This is a genomic window from Ralstonia sp. RRA (genome assembly GCF_037023145.1).
GTDB lineage: Bacteria > Pseudomonadota > Gammaproteobacteria > Burkholderiales > Burkholderiaceae > Ralstonia.
The window spans coordinates 687,291-711,910 of the sequence record NZ_CP146091.1; the positions used below are offsets into that span (position 1 = coordinate 687,291).

Here is a 24,620-nt window from a genome sequence, read left to right on the forward strand (position 1 = left end):
CGCTGCGTGCCCCGCGCCTGTTCTGGCGCGCACGGGCGTGATTCGGTACCATCTGGCCTGCCATTTTAATAGACGGAACCCACCGAAGCTTTACCCTATGAGCGATACCAATACCGAACTCAAGACGTGGATGTGCCTGATTTGCGGCTGGATCTACGACGAAGAACAAGGCGCGCCGGATGACGGCATCGCGCCCGGCACGAAGTGGGAAGACGTGCCCATCAACTGGACGTGCCCCGAGTGCGGCGCGCGCAAGGAAGACTTCGAAATGGTGCAGATCTGAGCCGGATCTGACCTGTCTCTCGTCGGCAAGTGAGCGGTTGCCCTCTTGCCGACAGCCAAATATCAGGAAGTGACGGTTCGATCGAATCAAATAAAGCGGGCTCGTCGCTTCCATGCCACAGGCGCCCGGCTAAGGGGCGGCGCCATTAACGGCATCATTGACGGCAGATGGGTGACTTGTCACACTTCGTCAAATTCTGAGCTTTACACTTCATAAGCGGGCCGGGGGGCGTAGTTTTGAAGTCGTCGCCAGCGTGGGCCCTTGCAGCACTTTTTGGGGCACGCCGCGCGTCGATTTGCCGCGATCCATCCGGTCAGAATGGCGTGGCGACCCGTGGTCGCCGTAGTTGCGTATGGCGAGAACATGATGCAATCCGCGCGGGTGGAACAACTGACCGAATCCCAACCGCTGGCGAATTCCCCGCTGGCGAATTCCCCTTCATCCCTTTCGGGCTGCAAAGTGCTGGTCATCGATGACTCCAGCACCATCCGCCGTACTGCGCAGATTTTCCTGACCCAGGCCGGTTGCCAGGTCGTGCTGGCCGAGGACGGTTTCGACGCCCTGGCCAAGGTCGGTGATTTGAAGCCCGATCTCGTGTTCTGCGACATCCTGATGCCGAACGTGGACGGCTATCAGACCTGCGCGCTCATCAAGAAAAGCCCGAAGTTTCATGCCACGCCTGTGATCATGCTGTCTTCGCGCGACGGTATCTTTGACCGCGCGCGCGGCCGGTCGGTCGGGGCGGTGGACCATCTCGCCAAGCCTTTCTCCAAGGAAGCGCTGCTGGAGGCGGTCCAGACCCATCTGCCGGCGGCGAGCGAATCTCGTGGCGCCACGCAATGAAGGCACCTCTCTAATACGAAGGACTGTTTGTATGGCAATCAAGAAAGTGTTGGTGGTTGATGATTCCCCGACCGAAGCGCTGCACCTGTCGGAGATCCTCGGCAAGGGCGGTTTCAAGGTGACGGTTGCGGCCGATAGCGACCAGGCCATGACCAAGCTCGAAGCCGAAGCCTTCGACCTGATCCTGATGGACGTGGTAATGCCCGGCCAGAACGGCTACCAGGCGACCCGTGCAATCAAGAAGGACGAGCGTTTCCAGGACATCCCCGTGATCATGTGCACCACCAAGGGACTGGAAACCGACCGCGTGTGGGGCATGCGCCAGGGCGCATCGGACTACATCGTCAAGCCGGTCAAGGCCGAAGAGCTGCTGGAAAAAATCGCCAAGCTGCCGCAGTAAGCCAAGCCAGCCGCCGACCCGGAACACCACGGACATGAGCCAGACGTGAACGAACCGCGCACCAACCTGACCTCCCGCCAGCGCCTGCATGAATACCAGGCGATGCTGGCACGGCGCCTGCAAGAGGCGCGCGCCAAGTCATCGACGGAAGGCTTTCTAGGCGTGCAGATCGGCGACCAGCACTGGCTGCTGTCGCTGTCGGACACGGGCGAGGTGCTGGACTACCAGCCGCCCGCACGCGTGCCGCTCACGCAGCCGTGGTACCTGGGCCTCGTGAATGCGCGGGGCAACTTGCTGGGCGTGATCGATTTCAGCCTGTTCTGCGGCGAAGCGGCGACGGCGGGCGGTGCTGGCGCCAAGATCGTGGTGCTGTCGAAGGACCCGCAGCGTGCGTGCGCGATCATCGTGCCGCGCGTGGCGGGGCTGCGCAGCCTGAGCGATCTGCAGCCGGTCGAGGCCGAGCAGGATGAGAGCCGACCGTGGCAAGGCCGCGCCTGGCGCGATGCACAGGGCACGCTGTGGCGCGAAATGGATGTGCGCCGCCTGCTGGCAGATCCGGCGTTCCTGCAGGTGGGCCGCACCCGCGCGTAAGGCGTGCTGCAACCGTAGCAAGACCCGGCTGCAGGATGGGCTGGGCAACGAATAAGAAAAGATTGGGCACATCCGCAACGGGAGCGGGTGCGCGCAAAGGGGCAAGATGCGGTGCGTGGTGCGGCAACAGGACGCGCCATTTTGTGCCGATATGCACTGCAGAAGGTGCGGACCACGCCGGGCAAGACAAGGCGAGGCCGCGGACGGGAAATCCATGCTGCTGATCTCGGGAAAACGGGACGGCCGCATCGACAAAACAAGAGGGTCCTATGGGGTTCAAGTGGTTCAACGCAGGTCGCCGTGCCGGTAAGGCGGGGGCGCCGGAGGTTGCAGCGGAGGGCGCATCAGCCGCCCCCATGCAGTTGGATAACCCCCACGTGGATGATGACAATCCCGCTGGCGCACCCACGCAGCTGGGCCGCACGCCCATCGACGCCGTGGTCGGCTGGATGGAGCGCGTGCCGTTTGCCGCGCAGCAGCGGGTGTTCACGATCGGCCTCGTGCTTGGCCTGCTGGCACTGCTGATCTCGGTGTACCTGGATAACCGCCAGGCCAACAACGGCTCGGTGCAGATTGAAATTGCGGGCGACACGCTGATGCACTCGCAGCGTCTGGCCAAGGCGGTTCCGGTGGCATTGCTCGGTAACGCCAACGCCTTCGCGCAGCTCAAGGAGAGCCGTGCGCGTCTGCAGGAAAACCTCGAAGCCCTGAAGAACGGCAACTCCGATCGCGGCGTGCGCGCCAGCTCGAGCGCCGATACCGAAGCGCTACTCGACAAGGCCATCGACGAATGGAAGCGCAGTGACAAGAGCGCCCAGGCCGTGCTGTCGCAAGAGAAGACCCTGGTGGCCGTGGGTAAGACGCTGAACGTGTTCAACGCGTCCAACCCCGAACTGCTGGAAGAAGCCGAGCAGATCTCGTCGATGAAGCTGCAGACCAACGCGCCGGCCCGTGAAGTGGCCGCCTCGTCGCAGCTCGTGATGTTGACGCAGCGTCTCGGTAAGAACATGAACGAGTTCCTGGCCGGCGAAGGCGTGAACCCGGAAACGGCGTTCCTGCTCGGCAAGGACACCAACACCTTCCGCGAAACCCTGAACGGCCTGCTCAACGGCTCCGAAGCGCTGCGCCTGTCGCCCGCGACCGACCCTGAGACCAAGGGCTACCTGCAAGAGCTGTCGACCCGTTTCGACAATGTGCAGAAGACCACGCAGATCATTCTGGAAAACCTGCCGGGCCTGATCGCTGCCAAGCGCGCCCAGCAGCAGATCTTCAACGACAACGAAAAGCTGCGTGGCGAACTGTCGGATCTGCAGTCGGCGTATGCGAACAGCGTACGCAGCCGTCCGCTGACCCTGGGTGCGGTGGTGCTGTCGGCCATCCTGACCGTGGTCTGCCTGGCCGGCCTGGCCGCCCTGTACCTGCGTGATTCGCGTGTGCGTACGATGGAAGCAGAAGCCCGTCAGCGTGAAGCGGAAGAACGCCGGATGGTGGAAAAGCGCAACAACGATTCCACTCAGGCCGCAATTCTGCGTCTGATGAACGAACTGCAGGACATCGCAGACGGTGACTTGACCAAGCAGGCCACCGTGTCAGAAGACATTACCGGCGCTATTGCCGACTCGGTGAACTACACCGTGGAAGAACTGCGCGAGCTGGTCGGCCGGGTGCAGAAGACGGCCGAGCAGGTGACGCAGGCATCGTCGGCAGTGCAGACCACGTCGGAAAGCCTGGTGACCGCATCGGAAGAACAGTCCCGCCAGATTCGCCAGACCGGCCAGTCGGTGGTGGAGATGGCCGACCGCATTACGCAGGTCTCGCGCGGCGCAGCTGAATCGGCCAACGTTGCACGCGCGTCGCTGGCGGCAGCCGAGCAAGGTCAGCAGGCGGTGCAGAACGCCATCACGGGCATGAACGACATCCGTGATCAGATTCAGGAAACCTCGAAGCGGATCAAGCGCCTGGGCGAATCGTCGCAGGAGATCGGTGAAATCGTGGAGCTGATCTCGGACATTACCGAGCAGACCAACGTGCTGGCACTGAACGCAGCCATCCAGGCCGCATCGGCTGGTGAAGCCGGCCGCGGCTTCTCGGTGGTGGCAGAGGAAGTGCAGCGCCTGGCAGAACGCTCTGCCGAGGCAGCCAAGCAGATCGGTGCGCTGATCCGCACGATTCAGACCGATACGCAAGACGCGGTGCACGCGATGGAGCGCAGCACGGCAGGGGTGGTGGAAGGGGCGAAGCTGTCCGATAACGCCGGTGCCGCACTGGTGGAGATCGGCCGTGTGTCGCGCCAGCTTGCCGAACTGATTGAAAGCATTTCGCAGACGACGTCGCACGAAGCCACGCTGGCATCTGACGTGGCGCAGAACATCGAACAGATTCTGCACATCACGGAACAGACGTCGACGGGTACGCGCCAGACCGCGCAGTCGGTGCGCCAGCTCACGCAACTTGCAGAAGAGCTGCGTGACTCGGTGGCTCGGTTCCGTATCGCGTAATTGGCCTGACACCGTCGTTACTGGATTTCGGGCGGGAACGCCGAAGGGGTCAACCCTGGGCAACCGCGGCAACCGCCACACGCTTTTTGGAAGCACACATGCGTCATCAATCTTCCGCCCAGCCCGAAGCATCCGAGCGCGCCTCGCTTGAGGCGGCCGGAGCCTCAGCCGGGGGTCAGACATTCGGTCCGAAGCCTGTTGCGCCGGCGCGCGATCTCTCCGCGCTGGCTTGGGTTGCGCCCAACATGCGCGCCGCGCTGGACGATGCCGTGCGCGAGTTCGGCGAATATGCGGCCGATGTCATTGCCAACCCGGAAGTCATCGGCGCGCGTGATACCACCTCGCTGCGCCTGGCCGGTCAGTACCTGCACCAGGCCGCCGGCGCGCTGCTGATCGTCGGCCTGCGCGGCATCGACGTGTATTGCCAGGCCGCCAAGCGCTTGCTCGAAGCCGTCGATGCCGGCACCGTGCAGGCCGATGCACACACGCTGGACGTGTTCTCGCGCGCCGTGCAGGCGCTGCAGGAATACGTGGCCGACCTGATGGCCGGCATGGCTGAAGAGCCGCTGCGCCTGTTCCAACCGTATCAAGCCGTGCTCGCCCGCCTGGGCGAAGAACGCATCCACCCGGCGGACCTGTGGGCCGACGAGCTGCGCCACCTGCCGGCGCTGCTGTTGCCCTCGCGCGATCTGCCGGGGCTGGCGCGTCTGCGCCGCAAATTCGAACTCGCATTGCTGACTGCGCTGCGTGCGCCGACATCCAACGCAGACAGCGCCCAGGCCGATCCGGCTGCCGCTGCCGCCGCTTACGCGCCGCTGGAAGAACTGCTGCACGGCATTCGCGCACTTGAACGCGAACCGCGCCGCGCTGGCGATGATCTGCAGCGCGATCTGTGGCTCGTGTTGGCGCTGACGTTCGGCGCGCTGCGGGCCGGGCTGGTGCCGGCCGACATGACTGCCAAGCGCCTGGCTGCGCGCGTCAACCTGCTGCTGCGTCAGTACTCGCACAACAACGTCCACCTGCCGCAAGGCCTGCTGACCGACGCGCTGTATCTGCTGGCTGGCATGGCCTACAGCAACGCGCCCGCCACGCCGGTGGGTGACGACACGCTGGGCCCGGATATCGTTGCCTGCGTGCAAGCCTTTGCGATTCCGCCCACGCACGCGCCGGCCGGTGCGCTGCACACGCGCCAGTACTACGCGCTGCTGCCGGCGGATGCCACCGACACGCTGCAACGCGTGGGCCGCACGCTGGAAACACTGAGCCAACAATCCGCGCCCGACGCCGAAGAAGCCGATGCCGCGCTGCAGACGCTCGCGCTGCATACCGAGGCACTGGGCCAGCCCGCGCTGCAAGATCTGTCGCAACGCCTGGCGCAAGCGCACGGCCACGATGTCGCGCCCACGCTGCAATTCCTCTCGCGCATGCTGGCCCGCCCCTGGGCGCTGCATGGCGAATCCGGCGATTTGCGCAGCGCGTGGTTTGCCGCCCGCTGCAATGAGTTGGCCGAACACGCTCGCGCCACGCAGGCAGGTGACACGGTGCCCGCACCGGCATGGCTGTCCCTGCTGGCCGAAGAAACCGCGCATCGCCGCGCGCGCGCAGAGCAGGTGCGCGCGCTGCAGACGCAACTAGCCTCGGCCGAAACGCACCTTGACGCCTTCGAGCGAGAGGGCGAGCAAAGCGGTGGCCTGCAGGAAGCCAGCCGCCTGTTCGGCGAGATGCAGGGCGCCTTTGCTGCCATTGATGCCTACGAGGCCGTGCACGCCACCGAAGCCGCCCAATCGACCATCGCCGCGCTGGAAGCGGCAGGCGAGGGCGCAGGAGCCGATCGCGAACGCTATCTGGGTGCACTGGCTGCCAACGCCAGCGGCCTGCAGGGTTTTCTCGATGCGCTGTCGGCCGGTACCGAGTTGACCAGCACACAGATCGACGAGATCGTCATCGCAGGCACGCTCACGCCAACCGAGCGCGAAACCGCCTGGCACGAATTTGCCTTCGATGCGGAATCCGGCATGCTGGCCCGCCGCGAGACGCAGGCCGATGCACACGCCGCCGAGCACGCGGCTACGGCCGACGTTGCATCGCCGCTGCAATCGCTGCTCGACCGCTTGCTCGCCAAGCATCCGGTCGACCCGACCGACCCGCTGGCCGCCGAGTTGCGCACCGCGCTGCAGGAAGCGCGCGACGCTGCCGCCATTGACGATGATCCGGCACGCCGCCGCCGTCTGGAAGAGGCGCTCGCACAGTTCGACGCATGGCAGGTCGGCAGTGCCGGCTCGCTGGAGCGCCTGCAGGCTGCGCTGGCCGCACCGGTTGCTGCACCGGCCGAAGCTGCACCCGCACCGGCCACCGCTGCGCGCGATACGCAATCCATCGATGCCGAGCTGCTCGACATCTTCCTGTCCGAAGCCGAAGAAGTGCTGGCCGGTGTGCGCACCGATCTGCACGCGCTGAACGCCGCGGCCGAGGCAGGCACCGGTGGCTTGGCCGCTGGCTCCGACCTCGACCTGCTGACGCAACTGCGCCGCGCGTTCCACACGCTCAAGGGTTCGGGCCGCATGGTTGGCCTCACCCGCTACGGCGAGGCCGCCTGGGCCATCGAGCAGGTGATGAACGTGTGGCTGGCCGAGAGCCGCGTGCCCTCGCATGATCTGGCTGCGCTGCTCACCCGCGCGGAATCCGAACTGTCGACATGGGCGGCCGCCATTGCGCAATCGCCGCAGGCCGATCACCCGATCGAGCCGCTGGTCGCCGCTGCCGAGCGCGTGCGCCACGGTGGTCCGTTCGTCTGGCTGGAGACGGTGCCGGAAACGCACGAACCCGCCGAGCACGCAGCACCGCCGGTGCCGGCAGTGGAAGCGGCTGCATCGCTCGATCTGGCCGCCGAGCCTGTGGGGTTGGTGGAGCCGGTAGAAACGCCTGCCGCACCGGTCGAACCGGTTGCTGAATCGCACAATGCGATCACGCTCACGTGGGATGACGAGCCCACGCTGCCGGAGGTTGACGCACCGATGCCGGAGGCGACCGCACCGCTGGTCTCGGAGCCCGTTATCGAGCCGGTTGCGGAACTTGCCGCCGAACTGGTCGAGCCGACAGCGCCTGCTGTTGAGCCGGTTGCCGCAGAAGGCGACGCCAAGGTGATCCCGTTCCCGTTCGCGCAGACCGGTGCGGCGGAAGAAGCGCCGCACGACGATGGCGTGAAGGTCATCGGCCCGGTGCGCGTGAGCGTGGCGCTGTACAACGTCTACCTGCAGGAAGCCGACGATCTGATCCGCCGCCTGGGCGTGGATTTCTCGGAATGGCGTCACGAAGGCCGCACGCCGCCGAGCGAGCTGGCCCTGCGCGCCGCGCACACGCTGCAAGGCAGCTCCGCCGTGGTCGAACTGGAGCCCGTGCGCCAGTTGGCCGACGCGTTGGAGCAGGTGCTGCTGAACCTGAACAGCCGTCCGGTGGCGATGCACCCGGGCGACTTCCGCCTGCTCGACCAGGCGGTCGAGCGCATGCGCGGCATGCTGCACCAGTTTGCCGCCAGTGTCTGGCCGGAAGCCGACGAGCCGCTGCGCCGCGGTCTGGAGGAACTGTGCGAGCGCGTGCTGGTGCGCCCGCGTCTGCCAATGGAGCCGGCCCCGCAAGCCTTTGTCGAGATCGCACAGGCTGGGGACGAAACCGCTGGCTTGGCGGAAGTGCCCGTTTTCACGCAGCTCCAGCAGCCCGCAGATTTGGTGCAGCTGGCACCGGCCTATCAGGCGCCCGTGGCCGAACCGGCTGTTGGTGAACTGGTCCGCCAGGCGCCGGCTGACGCGCTGGATCCGGCGTTGCTGGAAATCTTCCTGGAAGAAGCGCACGTTGCCCTGCCCGAACTCGGTCAGCACCTGCGCGCCTGGGAAGCCGCGCCGCAGGACCGCGCTGCCTCCGGTCTGTTGCTGCGCAACCTGCACACCGTGAAGGGCAGTGCCCGTATGGCCGGCGCCATGACACTGGGCCAGGCTGCGCACGAAATGGAAAGCGCTATCGAGAGCGGCCTGCGCCAGAACCGCGTGGACGACGCGCTGTTCCGCAAGCTCTACATGTGGTTCGACCGTATCCAGGCACACGTCGATGCGCTGGGGTCGGGCAAGGTGCTGTCGCTGGATGCCGGCTTGGCAGAAGCGGCAGAGGCACCGCAGACGCAGGATGAAACGCAGGTCGCACCCGGCACGTCGATGCTGCCGGCCGTGGCCGCCACCACCAACGTTGACCTGACCGGCACGCGCAGCGCAGAAGCCGAGGCCCTGGAAGTGGCCGAACGCCAGCGCGCCATGGTGCGTGTGCAGGCGCGTGCGCTCGACTCGCTCATCAACGATGCCGGTGAAGTCGGTGCCGCGCGTGCGCGTCTGGAATCTGAAGTCGATGCGCTTAAGACCTACCTGTCGGAGTTGAACGACAACGTGGCGCGTTTGCGCTCGCAGGTGCGCGAGATCGAAATCCAGGCCGAAACGCAGATGGAATCGCGCATTGCCGACGCGCAAGCGCACGCCGAAGCCTTCGACCCGCTGGAGTTCGACCGTTTCACGCGCCTGCAGGAACTCACGCGGATGATGGCTGAGTCCGTCAACGACGTGGCAACCGTGCAGCAGAACTTGTTCCGCGGTTTCGACCAGGCCTCGCTCGATCTGGAAACGCAGGCGCGCCTTACGCGTGGCCTGCAGCGCAGCCTGATGCGCGCGCGCATGGTGCAGTTCGATACCGTGGCCGACCGGCTGTATCGCGTAGCCCGCCAGGCTGCGTCGGAAACCGGCAAGGAAGTCCGCCTGTTCATCAAGGGCGGTACGGTGGAACTGGATCGCAGCGTGCTGGACCGCATGGGCGGCCCGCTCGAGCACATGATCCGTAACGCTGTTGCACACGGCATTGAATCCGCCGACGAGCGCCGCGCCAAGGGCAAATCGCCTGCGGGTGAACTGACGCTGGAAGTGCAGCAGGAAGGCAACGAAGTCGTGCTGAACTTCGTCGATGACGGTGGCGGCCTGAACCTCGACCGCATCCGTGCCCGCGCACTGGAGCGTCAACTGCTGGCCCCCGACGAAGAAGCCAGCGACGCGCGCCTCACCGAGATGATCTTTACGCCGGGCTTCTCCACCGCTGACCAAGTTTCGGAGCTGGCTGGCCGCGGTGTGGGCATGGACGTGGTGCGTGCTGAGACCGTGGCCCTGGGTGGCCGCATCTCGCTGCAGACCACGCCGGATGTCGGCACGCGCTTCACCATCCACCTGCCGCTGACCACCGCTATCACGCAGGTGCTGCTGGTGCGCGTGGGCGAGCGTGTGTACGCGATCCCGTCGGGCATGATCGACCACGTGCAGCAACTGCGTCCGCAGGCACTGGCCGAGGCGTACAACGCTGCAGCGATGCAACTGCCGACCGGTCCGGTGCCGTTCCATTACTTCGGCGCGCTGCTTGAAGAAGCGCAGCCTGTCACGGGCGGTCGCAAGTACTCGCCGGCCGTGGTGGTGCGCAGCGGTGCAGACCGTGCCGCCGTGCATGTCGATGAAGTGATCGGCAACCGCGAAGTGGTGGTCAAGCACATCGGCCCGCACCTCGCGCGTCTGGAAGGTATTGCTGGTGCGACCACGCTGGGTGACGGCGAGATCGTGCTGATCTATAACCCGGTCGTGCTCACGCAGCGCTTCGAGCGCGAAGCTGCCGCGCTGGGCTTGCCGCAGGCCGATCAGGAAACCACGGGCGCCGTGGCAGAGCTCTCGCGCAGCGGCAACACCGACGCCGTGCCGGGCTTGGCCACGCAGCCGATCGTCATGGTGGTCGACGATTCGCTGACGGTGCGTAAGGTCACGCAGCGCCTACTGACGCGTTCGGGCTATCAGGCCGTGCTTGCGCGTGATGGTGTGGATGCACTGCGTCAGCTGCAGGAGATCACGCCGGACGCCATGCTGGTCGACATCGAGATGCCGCACATGGACGGTTTCGACCTGACGCGCAACGTGCGTGCCGACGAGCGCATCGGCGCCACGCCGATCATCATGATCACCTCGCGTACGGCGGATAAGCACCGCCGCTACGCCGCGGAGATCGGCGTGAACGTCTACCTCGGCAAGCCGTACAACGAAGAGGAGCTGCTGCAGCACCTGCGCAACCTGATCGGCGAACGCGCGCCGGCGGCCAACGCGGGCTGACGCCACTTGAGGCAGAAAGGATGACGGGCCGGTGCATACCGGCCCGTTGTCTTTGGTGCGTTATTAGGCGTCGCTTTTGCTCAGCGCGGCGGCTTCCGCGCCTGAAGTGCGATTGGCTTTTGTGACGGCGTAGCGGTCCAACGTGGCCGCGCGTGCGGCTGCGTGATCGACGATCGGATGCGGGTACGTTTCACCCAATACCACGCCGGCTTCCTTTAACACACTGGCCGGTGCTGTCCACGGTGCGTGGAGGTACTTGTCGGGCAGCCTCGCCAATTGCGGAAGGTACTTGCGGATGAAACGGCCCTGCGGGTCGAACTTCTCCGACTGCGTGACCGGGTTGAAGATGCGGAACCATGGTTGCGCATCGCACCCACTGGAAGCGGCCCACTGCCAGCCACCGTTGTTGGCCGCGAAATCGAAATCGTTGAGCACGTCGGCAAAGTACTGCTCCCCGCGACGCCAGTCGATGCCCAGGTCCTTGATGAGGAAGCTGGCGGCCACCATGCGCAGGCGGTTGTGCATGTAGCCGCTCTGGTGGATTTGCAGCATGGCGGCGTCTACCAGCGGATAGCCTGTGCGCGCGGCCTTCCATGCCGCGAAGCGCGTGTCACCGGTCTCGCCGTCGACCCAGCGGATGCGGTCGAATTCCGGGTGGAATGAGGCACCGTCCGCCAGGTCCGGTCGGTGGTGCAGGATCATGAAATAGAAGTCGCGCCAGATCAGTTCCGATAGCCAGGTTGCCGCGCCCTGGCTGCCGCGCAGCATGGCTGCGTGCGCACGGGCGGCCAAGGTGCGGATCGACACGGTGCCGAAGCGCAGATGTGTCGACAGGTAGCTGGGGCCGCGCACGGCGGGAAAGTCGCGGCGTGCATGGTAGTCGTCCATCCGCACTTCAAAGTCATCGAGCAGCGCTTCGGCGCCGGCCATGCCGGTCGGCAGGGCGATCTCCGATAGGTTGGAAGGGGCGAATCCCAGCGCGTCCAGCGAGGGTGTCGCGTGCGTCAGCGCCTGCGACACCTTGGCCAGCGCGCCGAAGTGCGGCTCTGTCGGATAGGCGCGCAGGTCAAACGGCGTGAGCGCGGCCAGCCAGGCGTTCTTGTAAGGCGTGAAGACGCCATACGGTTTGCCCTGGCCGTTCAGGATTTCGTCGCGCTCGAAAATTACCTGGTCCTTGAAGTCGAACCACGCGCACGGCTGCTGCTCCAGCGCTTTGCGCACGGCTTCGTCGCGTGCCTGTGCGTCGGGTTCTTCGTCGTGGTTGGCGAAGACGGCGTCGACGTTCAGCTTGCGCGCCAGATCGGGAATCGCGTGGCGGGGGTGATCGTGCACGACGGTGAGGTCGCCGCCGGCTTCGCGCAGCGCGCCGCGTAGCTCCTCGATGGACGCGCGGATGAACTCGATCCGACGGTCTGTCTTCAGCCCGCGCGCCAGCAGCGCATCGAGGATGTCGCGGTCGAACACGAACACGCAATAGACCTCGCGGCAGTGGCGCAGGGCATAATGCAGCGCCGCGTGGTCAAAGTGCCGCAGATCACGCCGGAACCACACCAGACCGCGCTGAAAATGCGTTCCGATGGCATAGGGCTGGCGTTTTCCGGTGATGGGTGGCATCGGGCGAGGTCGGCTGTTTTGAAGATTGGCCGAGCGTATCGTAAATATGCCCGGTGAAACCCGGCAAAATCCGGCAAACCACGCCGCATTCCCTCTTCACGTTGTTGTCATGACTGCTTCTTCTGCCCGTCTTCCGCTGTATCGCATTCTGCAATCCCAGGGTTTCGGCACGCGCCGCTATTGCAAGGACCTCGTGCTCGCGGGGCTGGTGTTCATCAACGACGTCGAGATGGAGGACCCGGACGCGCTGGTCGATACCGCCGGCCTGGTGCTCGACGTGGACGGTGAACGCTGGACCTACCACGCACGCGCCTACTTGATGATTAACAAGCCGGCCGGGGTGGAGTGCTCGCAGAAGCCGAAGCACCATCCGAGCGTGTACACGCTATTGCCGGTACCGCTGCGCGAGCGCGGCGTGCAGTGCGTTGGGCGGCTCGATCAGGACACCACCGGCCTGCTGTTGCTCACTGACGATGGCCAATTCGTCCACACACTCACCAGCCCGCGTCACCAAGTGCCCAAGGTGTATGAAATCACCACTGCCGAACCGGTGACTGACGCCCAGGTCGCGCAGCTCTGTGCCGGGGTGCTGCTGGCCGACGAGAATGAAAACGTGAGCGCCGCCTGGGCCGAGCGTGTCGACACGCACCACCTGCGCATGGCGCTCACGCAAGGTAAATACCACCAGGTGAAACGCATGGTGGCTGCGGTGGGCAACCACGTGGCCGGGTTGCATCGCAGCACGATTGGCGGGCTGTCGCTGGGGGATCTCGCGCCGGGCGAATGGCGCTGGCTCGAAGCGGCTGACTTGGAAGCGCTGAATGCTACGCCGCCGCACGCGACCGGCTCGGGTGCCTGAGTCAGCACAAAAAATCTTGCCGCCGAAGCCGTTTCCTCCAAATGAAAGGGGCGACGGCCGGGGGCTTTTGGTAAACTAATCGTATGGCCCTGCCGGACGCACCTATCAATCTCACGAATCAGTTCCTGATCGCTATGCCTGGCATGGCGGACTCCACGTTTTCGGGCGCGGTCGTGTACATGTGCGAGCACAACGAGCGCGGCGCGCTCGGGCTCGTGATCAATCGCCCCATTGATATCGACTTGGCGACACTGTTCGACAAGATCGATCTCAAGCTCGAAATCCACCCCCTCGCAGAACAGCCCGTGTATTACGGCGGCCCGGTCCAGACCGAGCGCGGCTTCGTGCTGCATGACGCCACCGGCGCGTATTCGTCGTCGCTGGCCGTGCCGGGGGGGCTGGAAATGACCACCTCCAAGGATGTGCTGGAAGCCGTCGCCCAGGGCGGCGGGCCGCAGCGCTTCATCCTGACCCTCGGGTATGCCGGCTGGAGCGCCGGCCAGTTGGAAGACGAACTCAGCCGCAACGGCTGGCTGACCGTCCAGGCTGATCCCGAGATCATTTTCAGTGTGCCTGCCGAAGCGCGGTTTGCCGCTGCGCTGAACCTGCTCGGTATCAACCCCGCCATGTTGTCAGGCGAGGCAGGGCATGCCTGAGCCGGTGCATCCGGCCATCGCCCCCGTGCCCTTAGAAGGCACCTTGCTGGCATTCGATTACGGCGAAAAACGCATCGGCGTGGCGCTGGGCAATACGATTTCACGCTCGGCACGGGCGCTGGAAACCATTCCCAACCGTTCGGTCGATTTTCGCTTCGAACAGATCACGCGCTTGATCAAGGAGTGGCAGCCAGTCGGCTTCGTCGTCGGTATGCCTGTGCACCCCGATGGCCCCAATGGCGAGGTGCAGCCGATGATCAAGCTCGCCAAACGCTTCGGCAATCAGTTGCATGGCCGCTATGGCCTGCCGGTCACCTGGGTAGACGAACGCTACTCGTCGATCGCCGCCCAGGATGCCGGCGCCTCCGACGATGTGCTCGACGCGGAAGCCGCGCGCATCATCCTCCAACAGTTCTTCGACGAATCATGACATCGCAACAGATCGATGCCGAGGCCCTCTACCAGAGCCTCGTTGCACAGCTGCGCACGCGGATGGCCGACGGCCATGCCTGGTCAGTCGCTGGAATCGTCAGCGGCGGCGCCTGGATTGCCAAGCGCCTGGCGCATGACCTGGGCTTGCCGGAATACGGCGTCGTCAACGTCGCCCTGCACCGCGACGATTACGCTAAGAAGGGCCTGCACGCCCAGGCCCAGCCGACCACACTGCCGTTCGACGTGAACGAGCGCCGCATTTTGCTGGTGGATGACGTGCTGGCCAGCGGCCGCACTATCCGCGCGGCCATCAACGAGCTGTTCGACTATGGCCGCCCGGCTGCGGTGGAGCTGGCCGTGCTGGTCGACCGCGGCGAACGTCAGTTGCCCGTCGCCCCGGATTACATCGGTGAACGCGTCACGCTGCCCGCCAATGAGTCGCTCGTGCTGAGCGAATCCGGTGAGGGTGCCTCCGCACGCTTCACCTTCACGCGCGAGCCCAAGGGTGCTTGAGTTCGCGCGTCGCGTCGCATCTGCTTTGACCTGATTTGTACTGACCTCGTCGCCTTTCGTCTCTCATGCCCAAGACTTTCGCCAACCCGCAGCTCACGAAAAACGGCGAGCTCAAGCACCTGCTGTCGATCGAGGGGCTGTCGCGCGACATCCTCACGCACGTGCTGGACACCGCGCAGCAGTTCGTCTCCGTGTCGGATTCCGACCGTGAGGTGAAGAAAGTGCCGCTGCTGCGCGGCAAGAGCGTGTTCAACTTGTTCTTCGAGAACTCCACGCGCACGCGCACCACGTTCGAGATCGCGGCCAAGCGGCTGTCGGCGGACGTGATCAACCTGAACATCAATGCGTCGTCCACCAGCAAGGGTGAGTCGCTGCTCGACACGATCAACAACCTGTCGGCCATGCAGGCGGACATGTTTGTCGTGCGGCACGCGAGCTCGGGCGCGCCGTACCTGATCGCCGAGCACGTCGCACCGCACGTGCACGTGATCAACGCGGGCGATGGCCGCCATGCGCACCCCACGCAGGGGCTGCTCGACATGTTCACCATTCGCCACTACAAGAAGGATTTCTCCAACCTGACGGTGGCAATCGTCGGTGACATCCTGCACTCGCGCGTGGCGCGTTCCGACATCCATGCGCTGACGACGCTGGGCTGCGCCGAAGTGCGCGCCATTGGCCCGCGCACTCTGCTGCCCGGTGGCCTGGAGCACATGGGTGTGCGCGTCTTCCACAACATGGAAGAGGGCCTCAAGGGCGTGGACGTCGTCATCATGCTGCGCCTGCAGAACGAGCGCATGAGCGGCGCGCTGCTGCCGTCCGCGCAGGAATACTTCAAGGCCTACGGCCTCACGCAGGAGCGCCTGGCGCTGGCCAAGCCCGACGCCATCGTCATGCACCCGGGCCCGATGAACCGCGGCGTGGAGATCGACTCCGCCGTGGCCGATGGCGTGCAATCGGTGATCCTGAACCAGGTGACGTTCGGCATCGCCGTGCGTATGGCCGTGATGGGCATTGTTGCCGGCAATAACGACTAAGAAGACCGATGAAACTGCATATCAAAGGCGGCCGCCTGATCGACCCGGCCAACGGCATCGACGCGCAACAGGATCTGTACATCGCTGCGGGCAAGGTGGTCGGTGTCGGCCACGCGCCGGCGGATTTCCATGCCAACAAGACGGTCGACGCGACGGGCCTGATCGTCAGCCCGGGCTTTATCGACCTGTCTGCCCGTCTGCGCGAGCCCGGTTTCGAATACAAGGCGACGCTCGAGTCGGAAATGGCTGCCGCCATGGCCGGTGGCGTGACTTCGCTGGTGTGCCCGCCGGATACCGACCCCGTGCTGGATGAGCCCGGCTTGGTCGAGATGCTCAAGTTCCGCGCGCGCAACCTGAATCAGGCGCACGTGTATCCGCTGGGCGCGCTCACCGTTGGCCTGAAGGGCGCGGTGCTGACCGAGATGGCCGAGCTGACCGAATCAGGCTGCGTCGGCTTCTCGCAGACCGATGCGCCGATGGCCGATACGCAAGTGCTGATGCGCGCGCTGCAGTACGCGCGCACTTTCGGCTTTACCGTCTGGCTGCGTCCCGAAGATCCCTACCTGGGCAAGGGCGGCGTGGCGGCAAGCGGCCCGCTGGCGTCTCGCATGGGCCTCTCCGGCGTGCCCGTGATTGCTGAGACCGTGCGCCTGCACACCATCTTCGAACTGATGCGCAGCACTGGCGCGCGCGTGCATTTGTGCCGCCTGTCGTCGGCCGCCGGTCTCGAACTCGTGCGCGCTGCCAAGGCAGAAGGCCTACCGGTCACGTGCGACGTGAACGTCCACCACATCTCGCTGACCGACGTCGACATCGGCTACTTCAATTCGCAGATGCGCTTTGTGCCGCCGCTGCGCTCGGGCCGCGACCGCGACGGCATTGTGCGCGCGCTGGCCGACGGCACCATCGACGCGATCTGCTCCGACCACACCCCCGTGGACGACGACGAAAAGCTACTGCCGTTTGCCGAGGCCACGCCCGGTGCGACTGGCCTCGAAACCTTGCTGCCGCTGACGCTGCGCTGGGCCGCCGAGCACAAGGTCGAGTTGCCGAAGGCGCTTGCCCGCATCACCAGCGAGCCGGCGCGCGTGCTGGGTCTGCAAGCGGGCTCGTTGGAGGTCGGTGCGATGGCCGACGTGTGCGTGTTCGATCCGAACGCCACCTGGAAGGTCGAGCCGCGCAGCCTGCGCAGCCAGGGCAAGAACTCGCCGTACCTGGGCTTTGAACTGGCTGGCCGCGTGCGCGCCACGCTGGTTGCCGGCCACCTTGCCTATGACGGGCATTGACCAACCCGTGGCAAGCGCACCCGGCGAGACCGGCACGCCGCAGCGGAAGCATCTGCTGCGCAAGTTGCGGTTGCTCGTGCATCTGGTCGAGGGCTTGACCACGTGCGCGTTGCTGTTCTGGTGGATCAAGCCGCACACCAAGCAGGCGCTGATTCAACGCTGGTCGCGCAAGCTGCTGGCGCTGTTCCGCGTCTCGCTTGTCGTGCATGGCGAGCCGGTCGAGGGCAAGGACCTGGCGGGTTCGATGCTGGTGTCCAACCACGTGTCGTGGATCGACATCTACGCGATCAACAGTTGGTACCCGCCGCGTTTTGTCGCCAAATCGGAAATCCGTAGCTGGCCGGTGATCGGCTGGCTGTGCGCGCAGACCGGCGTGCTGTTCGTCGAGCGCGCCCGCAAGCGCGATGCGCACCGCATCATGCACGCCATCGCCGACGCGATGCGTGCAGGGGATGCCATTTGCGTGTTTCCCGAGGGGACGACTTCCGATGGTCTGCAGCTGCTGCCGTTCCACGCGAACCTGTTCCAGGCACCGGTGAGCGCCGGGGCGCCGATCCGGCCTGTGGCATTGCGCTATCGCATTGCCGCGACCGGCGAGCTGACGACCATTCCCGCCTATATCGGCGATCTGTCGATGATGGATACGATCAACGCCATCCTGAACGGGCCGCCGCTGGTGGTGGAAGTGTTCGTCGGCCCCGCCGTGGCCCCCGAGATGGACCGCCGCGCGCTGGCCGCGCACAGCCAGGAAGCCGTCGCGGCCCTGATCGCCCGCGCGGGCTAGGCCAAGCGGTTACTTCTTGTGCGCGAGCGGGTCCTGCGCCTGCTCGCACGCCACCTGAATCACGTCCCGCCCGGCCGGCGCCAGCGACAGCTTCGCCGCCGTCAGCTTGCCGCCCCAGACGCAGCCCGTATCCAGCCCCATCACGTCATCGCGCATCACCAGCCCGCGCGTGGACCAATGCCCGAAGACGATCGGCGTGCCGCGTGTGCGCCGGCCCGGCACATCGAACCACGGCATGTGGCCATCCGGAGCGCCTTTCGCATCCGTCGTCTCGAACTCCATTGCGCCGTCGGGCGTACAGAAACGCAGGCGGGTGAGGGCGTTGATCGTCAGCCGCAGGCGGTCCATGCCGACGAGATCGTTGCTCCACTTGTCCGGGTGGTTGCCGAAAGCATTGGCCAGGAAGGTTTTCCAATGGGCGCTACGCAGTTCGCGTTCCACCGCGCCAGCCAGTTCCAATACGTCACCGGTCGTCCATTGAGGCAGCACGCCGGCGTGCACCATCAGAAAGCCATTTTCGAAGATGGCCAACGGCTGGTGGCGCAGCCATGTGATGAGTTGGTCGCTATCGGGAGCAGCTAGGATTTCGGTAATGGTGTCGCGTTTGCCTAGTTTGCGCACACCGGCGGCGACCGCTAGTAGGTGGATGTCGTGGTTGCCCAGCACCGTGCGCGCGCGGCCCGCTTCGCATAGCGCGATCACGTGCCGCAGCGTGGCGAGAGAGTCTGGGCCGCGGTTGATGAGGTCGCCGACGAAGCGCAGGGGGGTGTTGGCGGGTAGCGCGGTCAGGAGGGACTGGAGGGGGGCGCAGCAGCCTTGGAGGTCGCCGATGGCGTGGGGAGGGCTCGACGTGATAGTCATGTGAAATGAGACGAGCGATGCTCAAGACCAACCGAAATCGCAATATTTCAGTTGTGTTACAGCATGCTACAAAAAGATGACGCCCATTGGCAGGGCTGACCATGGGGTCGGATAGAATACGACACTTCTAATCATGTGAAATATTCCGCTGCCCTCCCATGGGGGGTATTGCGCGGACCCTAATGTGCGTGGCTGGGCCCGCAGCAAGGAGCACAGAGTTTGCCCTACATTCTTGTAACCGGTGGTGCCGGCTTCATCGGCGGCAATTTCGTTCTAAATTGGCTGGCTAATCCTGGTGCTGGTGGCATCGTCAACGTCGACAAGTTGACCTATGCCGGCAATCGCAAGACGCTGGCGTCGGTCGAGAACGATCCGCGTCACGTTTTCTCCCAGACGGATATCTGCGACCGCACGGCGCTCGACAGCCTGTTTGCCAAGTACAAGCCGCGCGCAGTTCTTCATTTTGCGGCGGAAAGCCATGTGGACCGCTCTATTCACGGCCCGGGTGAATTCATCCAGACCAATATCGTCGGTACCTTCACCCTACTAGAAGCGACGCGTGCTTATTGGGGTGAGTTGGATGTCGATGCCAGGGCGACGTTCCGATTCCTTCACGTCTCGACCGATGAGGTGTTTGGCTCGCTTGCGCCCGGCGACCCGCAATTCTCCGAGACGACACCTTACGCACCCAACAGCCCGTATTCGGCTTCGAAGGCAGCATCGGACCACCTTGTGCGTGCGTACCACCATACGTACGGCTTGCCTGTCCTGACGACCAACTGCTCCAACAACTACGGGCCGTACCACTTTCCGGAAAAACTGATTCCGCTGATGATCGCGAATGCGCTCGGCGGAAAGCCGTTGCCCGTATACGGCGATGGCCAAAACGTCCGTGATTGGCTGTACGTGGGGGACCATTGTGCTGCAATCCGTGAGGTGCTTGCGCGTGGACGCCTAGGGGAGACCTACAATGTTGGCGGCTGGAACGAGAAGACCAATCTTGACGTCGTGCATGCGCTGTGCGGCTTGCTCGACGAACTCAAACCGAAGGCTGTCGGATCGTATCGGGATCAGATCACGTTCGTGAATGATCGCCCGGGTCACGATCGCCGGTACGCGATCGATGCGCGCAAACTGGAGCGCGAGTTGGGCTGGAGGCCCGCTGAGACCTTCGAGACTGGATTGCGCAAGACGGTGCAGTGGTATTTGGACAACCAAGCTTGGGTGCAGGACGTGATGTCCGGTGAGTATCGGAACTGGGTGGCGAAGCAATATGCAGCGTAATTCGCGCGCCGCTCCCAAGCTTCTTGTCACGGGGAGCCACGGTCAAGTCGGTTTTGAGTTGCGCCGCAGTCTCGCTCCGCTGGGCGAAGTCGTGGCGCTGGACAGGGCTGCCTGCGACTTGACCCAACCGGATGCGTTGCGCCAATTGGTACGAGAATTTCGTCCTGACGTTATCGTCAACTCCGCTGCCTACACGGCGGTGGACAAAGCGGAGGCCGATGCTGATACCGCTTTTGCCGTCAACGGCACCGCGGTCGGCGTGCTGGCCGAAGAAGCGCACGCGCTGGGTAGCCTCCTCGTGCACTACAGTACCGACTATGTGTTTGACGGTACCAAGGCGACTCCCTATATCGAGACTGACACGGTCAACCCGCAGTCTGTCTACGGCAAGAGCAAGCTTGTTGGTGAACAAGCGATTGTGGCATCTGGTGCCTCCGCGTTGGTGCTACGCACCTGCTGGGTGGCCGGAGCGCATGGTGACAACTTTGCCAAGACTATGCTGAAGCTGGGGTGCGAGCGAGAGAGCTTACGCGTAATTGCCGATCAGTTCGGCGCGCCCACGACCGCTGCGCTGATCGCCGATGTGACGGCACAGGTCATTGCGCGCTCGTGGTTGGCAGCGGACCGCTCCGTCTTTCCCGGCGGCATCTATCACTTGGCAGCGGGTGGCGAGACAACCTGGCATGGCTATGCCACCGAGGTACTGCGATACGCAACTGCACACGGCGTTGAGTTCAGGGCCAATCCGGAAGCGATCGCCGCCATTCCTGCGACAGACTATCCGTTGCCGGCTCCGCGGCCGGCCAATTCGCGTCTCGATACCAGCAAGTTGCGCGAGACGTTCGGCATTCATCTGCCCGATTGGCGTCAAGGCATCCATTTCCTGCTCGACCAAATTCTTTGAAGTTTTGCCACTATGCGTAAAGGGATCATCCTTGCCGGCGGGTCCGGCACGCGTCTATATCCGATTACCCGATCGGTTTCCAAGCAATTGCTGCCGGTTTATGATAAGCCGATGATTTACTATCCGCTATCCACGCTGATGTTGGCGGGGATTCGTGATATCTTGATTATTTCCACACCCGAAGACACGCCGCGCTTTACTGAAATGCTCGGTGACGGCAGTAAATGGGGGATTAATCTTCAGTACGCCGTTCAACCCTCTCCGGACGGTTTGGCCCAGGCCTTCATCATTGGGCGCCAATTTATCGATAACGATCCCGCGACGCTGATCCTTGGAGACAACATCTTCCACGGACATGACTTGGTGCGCCAGCTCCACAGCGCAGCGAAAGAAGAGAATGGTGCCACGGTTTTTGCGTATCACGTGCATGATCCGGAACGATACGGGGTCATTGAATTCGACGAACACTTCCGTGCACTGTCTCTAGAAGAAAAGCCGAAAACTCCGCGTTCCAACTATGCGGTGACTGGGCTCTATTTCTACGACAACAGGGTTTGCGATATCGCTGCCGACATCAAGCCGTCGGAGCGCGGTGAGCTTGAAATTACCGATATCAACAAGCGCTATCTCGCATTGGGAGCATTGAATGTAGAGATCATGGGGCGCGGATATGCGTGGCTGGATACCGGCACTCATGATTCCCTGCTTGAAGCAGCTAGCTTCATAGCGACGCTGCAAAAGCGACAAGGATTGATGGTGGCTTGCCCCGAAGAGATCGCCTACCGAAGCAAGTGGATTGATGCAGACCAGGTTGAGGCGCTGGCGGAGCCGTTGGCCAAGAATGGCTACGGCAAATATTTGAGGCAGATCGTTTCGGAGTCAATCAGGTGAGTTTCAACGTTATTCCAACTGCCTTGCCAGAGGTACTTATTCTGGAGCCACAAGTTTTTGGCGATAGTCGTGGCTTTTTCTACGAGAGCTTCAATCTCAAGGAGTTCGAACGCGCGACCGGGCAGAAGCGTACGTTTGTTCAGGATAATCATTCGCGTTCAGCGCAAAATGTGCTGCGGGGCTTGCACTACCAGATTCAAAATTCTCAGGGAAAACTGGTCCGTGTTGTCGCTGGTGAAGTATTCGATGTTGCAGTCGACATGCGCCGCAGTTCACCGAATTTCGGGAAATGGGTTGGCGTTACCCTATCTTCCGAAAACAAGCGGCAACTGTGGATTCCAGAAGGTTTTGCTCATGGTTTTGTTGTGACTTCGGAAACGGCAGAATTTGTATATAAAGTGACCGACTACTGGAGCCCAGCGCATGAACGTAGTTTGATCTGGAACGATCCTGATGTCGGCATTGAGTGGCCGATCGGCGGGGAGCCGGTACTGGCTGCCAAGGATGCGGATGGAAAACGGCTTAGTGAGGCAGATTTGTTCGACTAATAACCATTGCGCTGGCGATTCCATAATATAGGCTACAAAGCTATGCCGCTATTCCGTACCACATGGTGAATGTTGGTCACGTGCGGTTTTGGTGGCGGTATAAAGCTTCTTCCCATGCAGACATTCTCAATTGCTTTTGCGATCTCATTTCTCGCCACTTTGATGGTGATACGCTATTCGAGCATGCACGCTCATATTACGGCGGATTGGGATCTGAACGGGGTGCAGAAATTTCACGCTAAACCGGTTCCGCGGGTTGGTGGGCTCGGTATTGTTCTCGCGTTGATGGGTGTCGGTATTGCCGTATTTTTCCGCGATTCAAAGATCATTGGCACTCCTTTTGCGCTATTGCTAGCCTGCGCAGCCCCTGCGTTCGTGGCAGGGTTCATCGAGGACTTGACTAAGCGCGTGAGTCCTAGGGAGCGGTTATTGGCAACAATGATCGCTGCGGTGCTTGCTGCATACTTGCTTGGTGCGCGAATCGTCCGAATTGATCTGCATTTTCTGGATAGCGTACTTGCTGTCCCGCTGATTTCAGGGGCGATTACAGTGTTGGCGGTCGCAGGTGTCGCCAATGCGATCAATATCATCGATGGCTTCAATGGGCTTGCCTCGATGGTTGCGATGATGATGTTTGTTTCGCTCGCGTACGTTGCTTTTCAGGTGGGGGATCCGCTAATTATTACAGCGGCCTTCGCTATGATTGGCGCGATTCTTGGATTCTTCATTTGGAACTTCCCGGCTGGCCATATTTTTCTTGGGGATGGCGGAGCCTATCTGATTGGATTCATACTAGCGGAGTGCGGCATTCTGCTTGTTTTGCGAAATCCGCAGGTGTCGGCATGGTATCCAGTACTGATGCTGATCTATCCAATTTTTGAAACGCTATTCTCTATCTATCGGCGACGCGTTTTGAAAGGCGTGCCCGCGGGTTACCCAGATGGCGTGCATCTCCATACGCTGATCTATCAGCGTCTGATGCGGTGGGCGGTAGGTAGCAAGGACGAGCGACATATCGTACGGAGAAATTCAATGACGTCTCCGTATCTCTGGCTTTTGAGTCTTCTTGCGGTATTGCCGGCGACGCTATTTTGGAATAATCGCGTAGTTTTGCTGATTTTTATTGGGCTGTTTATTATTTTGTACGTTTGGCTATATTGGAAAATTGTTCGATTCCGATCGCCGCGATGGATGATTATCAAGAGGTAGGCTATGGAAGCGAAACCAGTTACTGTCCAGCATGCCGATGATGATGGTGTAGTCATCAGGGTTGACGACGTATTGCGTTTTTTCAGACGTTACGCCGGGATGATCTTGGGATTGAGTCTGGCGGGGGCGGCCATTGGCGTCTGCCTAACATATTTCATTCCCAAACAATGGGAGGCGACGGGGATTCTGCAGGTTGGCCAGGTCGCGAATGAAACGACACCGGCTTCGCCAATCTCGATCGAGCCCGCTGCGCGAGCACTGGAGCGTGTGAGAACACCGCAATTCACGAACAACGTCTTGAAGCTCCTTGGCGAGCCGAGTGGAGCTGACGGAAGCGCGGTTTCAGTCTTGGTTCGCCGTTCGTTGAAGTCGACGCCGCTAAGTGATCCGGGGCTCATTCAGTTTGCGGTACGTGGCCATTCGCCTGAAGAGGCGCGACGTGCGGCGCAAGCGGTCGCAGACGAGCTGACTCGCATTCACGCGGGGTTGATGCGCCCGTCCCTGGATAAGCTCGATGCGGATCTGGCAGAGGTGGAACAGGGGCTGATCACAGAGGGCAAGCGACGTGATTCACTCAGCGAACTAGTGAAGACTCGAGGCCAAACGGGGGTCGCTGGAAAGTTTTCCGAGAACGTTCTCCTCAATGAGATGCTTGCCGAGAACGATAAAGCGCTTCGTCTTCTGCGGCTTCGGAAGAACGCACTTCAGGAGCTCTTGACCGAGGCGCGTACGTTTAACACCCATCTGCTTGCGCCGGTCGAGGTGGATGGGCGCAACATATATCCGCGTCTGGGCCCCTTTGGGGCAGCTGGTTTGGCGATTGGGTTGCTTCTAAGTCTGTTGCTCGGCACTGCGATTGAAGTGAAACGCCGAATGCAGCAGCTGTAACGGTGCAACCTCTGACTCAAGTCGCACAGCGGTTATTTTCGATATCGGAACTGGATGACCAGAACC

General features: G+C 62.9%; 21 protein-coding genes. 19 read left to right on the top strand and 2 right to left on the bottom strand.

The window, feature by feature from the left end; genetic code table 11:
- Positions 1-97 precede the first annotated feature (97 nt).
- The 6 genes from V6657_RS03355 (at position 98) to V6657_RS03380 (ending at position 10,788) form a co-directional block, all read left to right on the top strand.
- On the top strand, positions 98-283 hold the full coding sequence (locus V6657_RS03355) for a rubredoxin (RefSeq protein ID WP_021196743.1): 186 nt from the start codon (positions 98-100) through the stop codon (positions 281-283).
- Positions 284-601: 318 nt separating this feature from the next.
- Positions 602-1,126: a response regulator gene (locus V6657_RS03360; protein WP_048935147.1), complete on the top strand. Its 525-nt coding sequence runs from the start codon at positions 602-604 to the stop codon at positions 1,124-1,126.
- A gap of 31 nt (positions 1,127-1,157) precedes the next feature.
- Positions 1,158-1,526: a response regulator gene (locus V6657_RS03365; RefSeq protein ID WP_048935146.1), complete on the top strand. Its 369-nt coding sequence runs from the start codon at positions 1,158-1,160 to the stop codon at positions 1,524-1,526.
- Positions 1,527-1,571: 45 nt separating this feature from the next.
- Entirely contained in the window at positions 1,572-2,117 is a 546-nt protein-coding gene (locus V6657_RS03370; protein WP_048935145.1) for a chemotaxis protein CheW, read from the top strand.
- A gap of 269 nt (positions 2,118-2,386) precedes the next feature.
- Complete coding sequence (locus tag V6657_RS03375) at positions 2,387-4,615, top strand: methyl-accepting chemotaxis protein (protein WP_048935144.1); 2,229 nt, start codon at positions 2,387-2,389, stop codon at positions 4,613-4,615.
- 98 nt (positions 4,616-4,713) lie between these two features.
- Complete coding sequence (locus tag V6657_RS03380) at positions 4,714-10,788, top strand: Hpt domain-containing protein (RefSeq protein WP_048935143.1); 6,075 nt, start codon at positions 4,714-4,716, stop codon at positions 10,786-10,788.
- Positions 10,789-10,851: 63 nt separating this feature from the next.
- Here V6657_RS03380 and V6657_RS03385 read toward each other — a convergent pair whose 3' ends face one another.
- Complete coding sequence (locus V6657_RS03385) at positions 10,852-12,402, bottom strand: deoxyribodipyrimidine photo-lyase (protein ID WP_048935142.1); 1,551 nt, start codon at positions 12,400-12,402, stop codon at positions 10,852-10,854.
- A gap of 109 nt (positions 12,403-12,511) precedes the next feature.
- Between V6657_RS03385 and V6657_RS03390 the strand changes: the two genes are divergently transcribed.
- From V6657_RS03390 to V6657_RS03420, 7 genes are all read left to right on the top strand, one after another.
- Entirely contained in the window at positions 12,512-13,261 is a 750-nt protein-coding gene (locus tag V6657_RS03390) for a pseudouridine synthase (RefSeq protein WP_048935141.1), read from the top strand.
- Between the two features lie 83 nt (positions 13,262-13,344).
- Positions 13,345-13,917 carry a YqgE/AlgH family protein gene (locus V6657_RS03395; RefSeq protein WP_048935140.1) on the top strand — a complete coding sequence of 191 codons (573 nt, stop codon included), beginning with the start codon at positions 13,345-13,347 and terminating at the stop codon, positions 13,915-13,917.
- The gene (gene ruvX, locus V6657_RS03400; protein WP_048935139.1) at positions 13,910-14,347 is read left to right on the top strand and encodes a Holliday junction resolvase RuvX; all 438 of its coding nucleotides are present in this window, start codon (positions 13,910-13,912) and stop codon (positions 14,345-14,347) included. The genes V6657_RS03395 and ruvX overlap by 8 nt, the downstream gene beginning before the upstream one ends.
- Positions 14,344-14,862, top strand: coding sequence for a bifunctional pyr operon transcriptional regulator/uracil phosphoribosyltransferase PyrR (gene pyrR / locus V6657_RS03405; RefSeq protein WP_048935138.1), 519 nt, complete (start codon positions 14,344-14,346; stop codon positions 14,860-14,862). Before ruvX ends, pyrR begins: the two co-directional genes overlap by 4 nt.
- Positions 14,863-14,927: 65 nt before the next feature.
- Positions 14,928-15,899: an aspartate carbamoyltransferase catalytic subunit gene (locus tag V6657_RS03410; RefSeq protein ID WP_027678022.1), complete on the top strand. Its 972-nt coding sequence runs from the start codon at positions 14,928-14,930 to the stop codon at positions 15,897-15,899.
- An 8-nt stretch (positions 15,900-15,907) separates the two neighbouring features.
- Positions 15,908-17,185: a dihydroorotase gene (locus V6657_RS03415; protein ID WP_048935137.1), complete on the top strand. Its 1,278-nt coding sequence runs from the start codon at positions 15,908-15,910 to the stop codon at positions 17,183-17,185.
- Positions 17,172-17,969, top strand: coding sequence for a lysophospholipid acyltransferase family protein (locus tag V6657_RS03420; protein WP_048935136.1), 798 nt, complete (start codon positions 17,172-17,174; stop codon positions 17,967-17,969). Before V6657_RS03415 ends, V6657_RS03420 begins: the two co-directional genes overlap by 14 nt.
- A 9-nt stretch (positions 17,970-17,978) precedes the next feature.
- On the opposite strand, the gene V6657_RS03425 is transcribed toward V6657_RS03420, so the two are convergent.
- Positions 17,979-18,830 (bottom strand): symmetrical bis(5'-nucleosyl)-tetraphosphatase, encoded by an 852-nt coding sequence (locus V6657_RS03425; RefSeq protein ID WP_048935135.1) that lies wholly within the window; start codon positions 18,828-18,830, stop codon positions 17,979-17,981.
- Positions 18,831-19,049: 219 nt separating this feature from the next.
- Here V6657_RS03425 and rfbB point away from each other — a divergent pair, with 219 nt between their 5' ends.
- The 6 genes from rfbB (at position 19,050) to V6657_RS03455 (ending at position 24,554) form a co-directional block, all read left to right on the top strand.
- Positions 19,050-20,114 carry a dTDP-glucose 4,6-dehydratase gene (rfbB, locus tag V6657_RS03430; protein ID WP_048935134.1) on the top strand — a complete coding sequence of 355 codons (1,065 nt, stop codon included), beginning with the start codon at positions 19,050-19,052 and terminating at the stop codon, positions 20,112-20,114.
- A complete protein-coding gene (gene rfbD, locus V6657_RS03435; RefSeq protein WP_048935133.1) occupies positions 20,104-21,018 on the top strand; it encodes a dTDP-4-dehydrorhamnose reductase in 915 nt (304 codons plus the stop codon). Before rfbB ends, rfbD begins: the two co-directional genes overlap by 11 nt.
- A gap of 12 nt (positions 21,019-21,030) precedes the next feature.
- Positions 21,031-21,909, top strand: coding sequence for a glucose-1-phosphate thymidylyltransferase RfbA (gene rfbA / locus V6657_RS03440; protein ID WP_048935132.1), 879 nt, complete (start codon positions 21,031-21,033; stop codon positions 21,907-21,909).
- A complete protein-coding gene (gene rfbC / locus V6657_RS03445) occupies positions 21,906-22,457 on the top strand; it encodes a dTDP-4-dehydrorhamnose 3,5-epimerase (RefSeq protein ID WP_048935131.1) in 552 nt (183 codons plus the stop codon). The genes rfbA and rfbC overlap by 4 nt, the downstream gene beginning before the upstream one ends.
- 114 nt (positions 22,458-22,571) lie before the next feature.
- Entirely contained in the window at positions 22,572-23,666 is a 1,095-nt protein-coding gene (locus tag V6657_RS03450; RefSeq protein WP_048935191.1) for a glycosyltransferase, read from the top strand.
- A 3-nt stretch (positions 23,667-23,669) separates the two neighbouring features.
- Positions 23,670-24,554 carry a hypothetical protein gene (locus V6657_RS03455; protein WP_048935130.1) on the top strand — a complete coding sequence of 295 codons (885 nt, stop codon included), beginning with the start codon at positions 23,670-23,672 and terminating at the stop codon, positions 24,552-24,554.
- Positions 24,555-24,620 lie beyond the last annotated feature (66 nt).

Bases quoted from the DNA above. Each gene is read 5' to 3' on its own strand.
- V6657_RS03420 (WP_048935136.1), top strand. From the start codon at position 17,172: ATGACGGGCATTGACCAACCCGTGGCAAGCGCACCCGGCGAGACCGGC.
- V6657_RS03410 (WP_027678022.1), top strand. From the start codon at position 14,928: ATGCCCAAGACTTTCGCCAACCCGCAGCTCACGAAAAACGGCGAGCTC.
- V6657_RS03450 (WP_048935191.1), top strand. From the start codon at position 22,572: ATGCAGACATTCTCAATTGCTTTTGCGATCTCATTTCTCGCCACTTTG.
- V6657_RS03375 (WP_048935144.1), top strand. From the start codon at position 2,387: ATGGGGTTCAAGTGGTTCAACGCAGGTCGCCGTGCCGGTAAGGCGGGG.
- V6657_RS03455 (WP_048935130.1), top strand. From the start codon at position 23,670: ATGGAAGCGAAACCAGTTACTGTCCAGCATGCCGATGATGATGGTGTA.
- V6657_RS03425 (WP_048935135.1), bottom strand. From the start codon at position 18,830: ATGACTATCACGTCGAGCCCTCCCCACGCCATCGGCGACCTCCAAGGC.
- V6657_RS03385 (WP_048935142.1), bottom strand. From the start codon at position 12,402: ATGCCACCCATCACCGGAAAACGCCAGCCCTATGCCATCGGAACGCAT.
- rfbD (WP_048935133.1), top strand. From the start codon at position 20,104: ATGCAGCGTAATTCGCGCGCCGCTCCCAAGCTTCTTGTCACGGGGAGC.
- rfbA (WP_048935132.1), top strand. From the start codon at position 21,031: ATGCGTAAAGGGATCATCCTTGCCGGCGGGTCCGGCACGCGTCTATAT.
- ruvX (WP_048935139.1), top strand. From the start codon at position 13,910: ATGCCTGAGCCGGTGCATCCGGCCATCGCCCCCGTGCCCTTAGAAGGC.
- V6657_RS03415 (WP_048935137.1), top strand. From the start codon at position 15,908: ATGAAACTGCATATCAAAGGCGGCCGCCTGATCGACCCGGCCAACGGC.
- V6657_RS03390 (WP_048935141.1), top strand. From the start codon at position 12,512: ATGACTGCTTCTTCTGCCCGTCTTCCGCTGTATCGCATTCTGCAATCC.
- V6657_RS03380 (WP_048935143.1), top strand. From the start codon at position 4,714: ATGCGTCATCAATCTTCCGCCCAGCCCGAAGCATCCGAGCGCGCCTCG.
- V6657_RS03395 (WP_048935140.1), top strand. From the start codon at position 13,345: ATGGCCCTGCCGGACGCACCTATCAATCTCACGAATCAGTTCCTGATC.
- V6657_RS03365 (WP_048935146.1), top strand. From the start codon at position 1,158: ATGGCAATCAAGAAAGTGTTGGTGGTTGATGATTCCCCGACCGAAGCG.
- pyrR (WP_048935138.1), top strand. From the start codon at position 14,344: ATGACATCGCAACAGATCGATGCCGAGGCCCTCTACCAGAGCCTCGTT.
- V6657_RS03360 (WP_048935147.1), top strand. From the start codon at position 602: ATGGCGTGGCGACCCGTGGTCGCCGTAGTTGCGTATGGCGAGAACATG.
- V6657_RS03355 (WP_021196743.1), top strand. From the start codon at position 98: ATGAGCGATACCAATACCGAACTCAAGACGTGGATGTGCCTGATTTGC.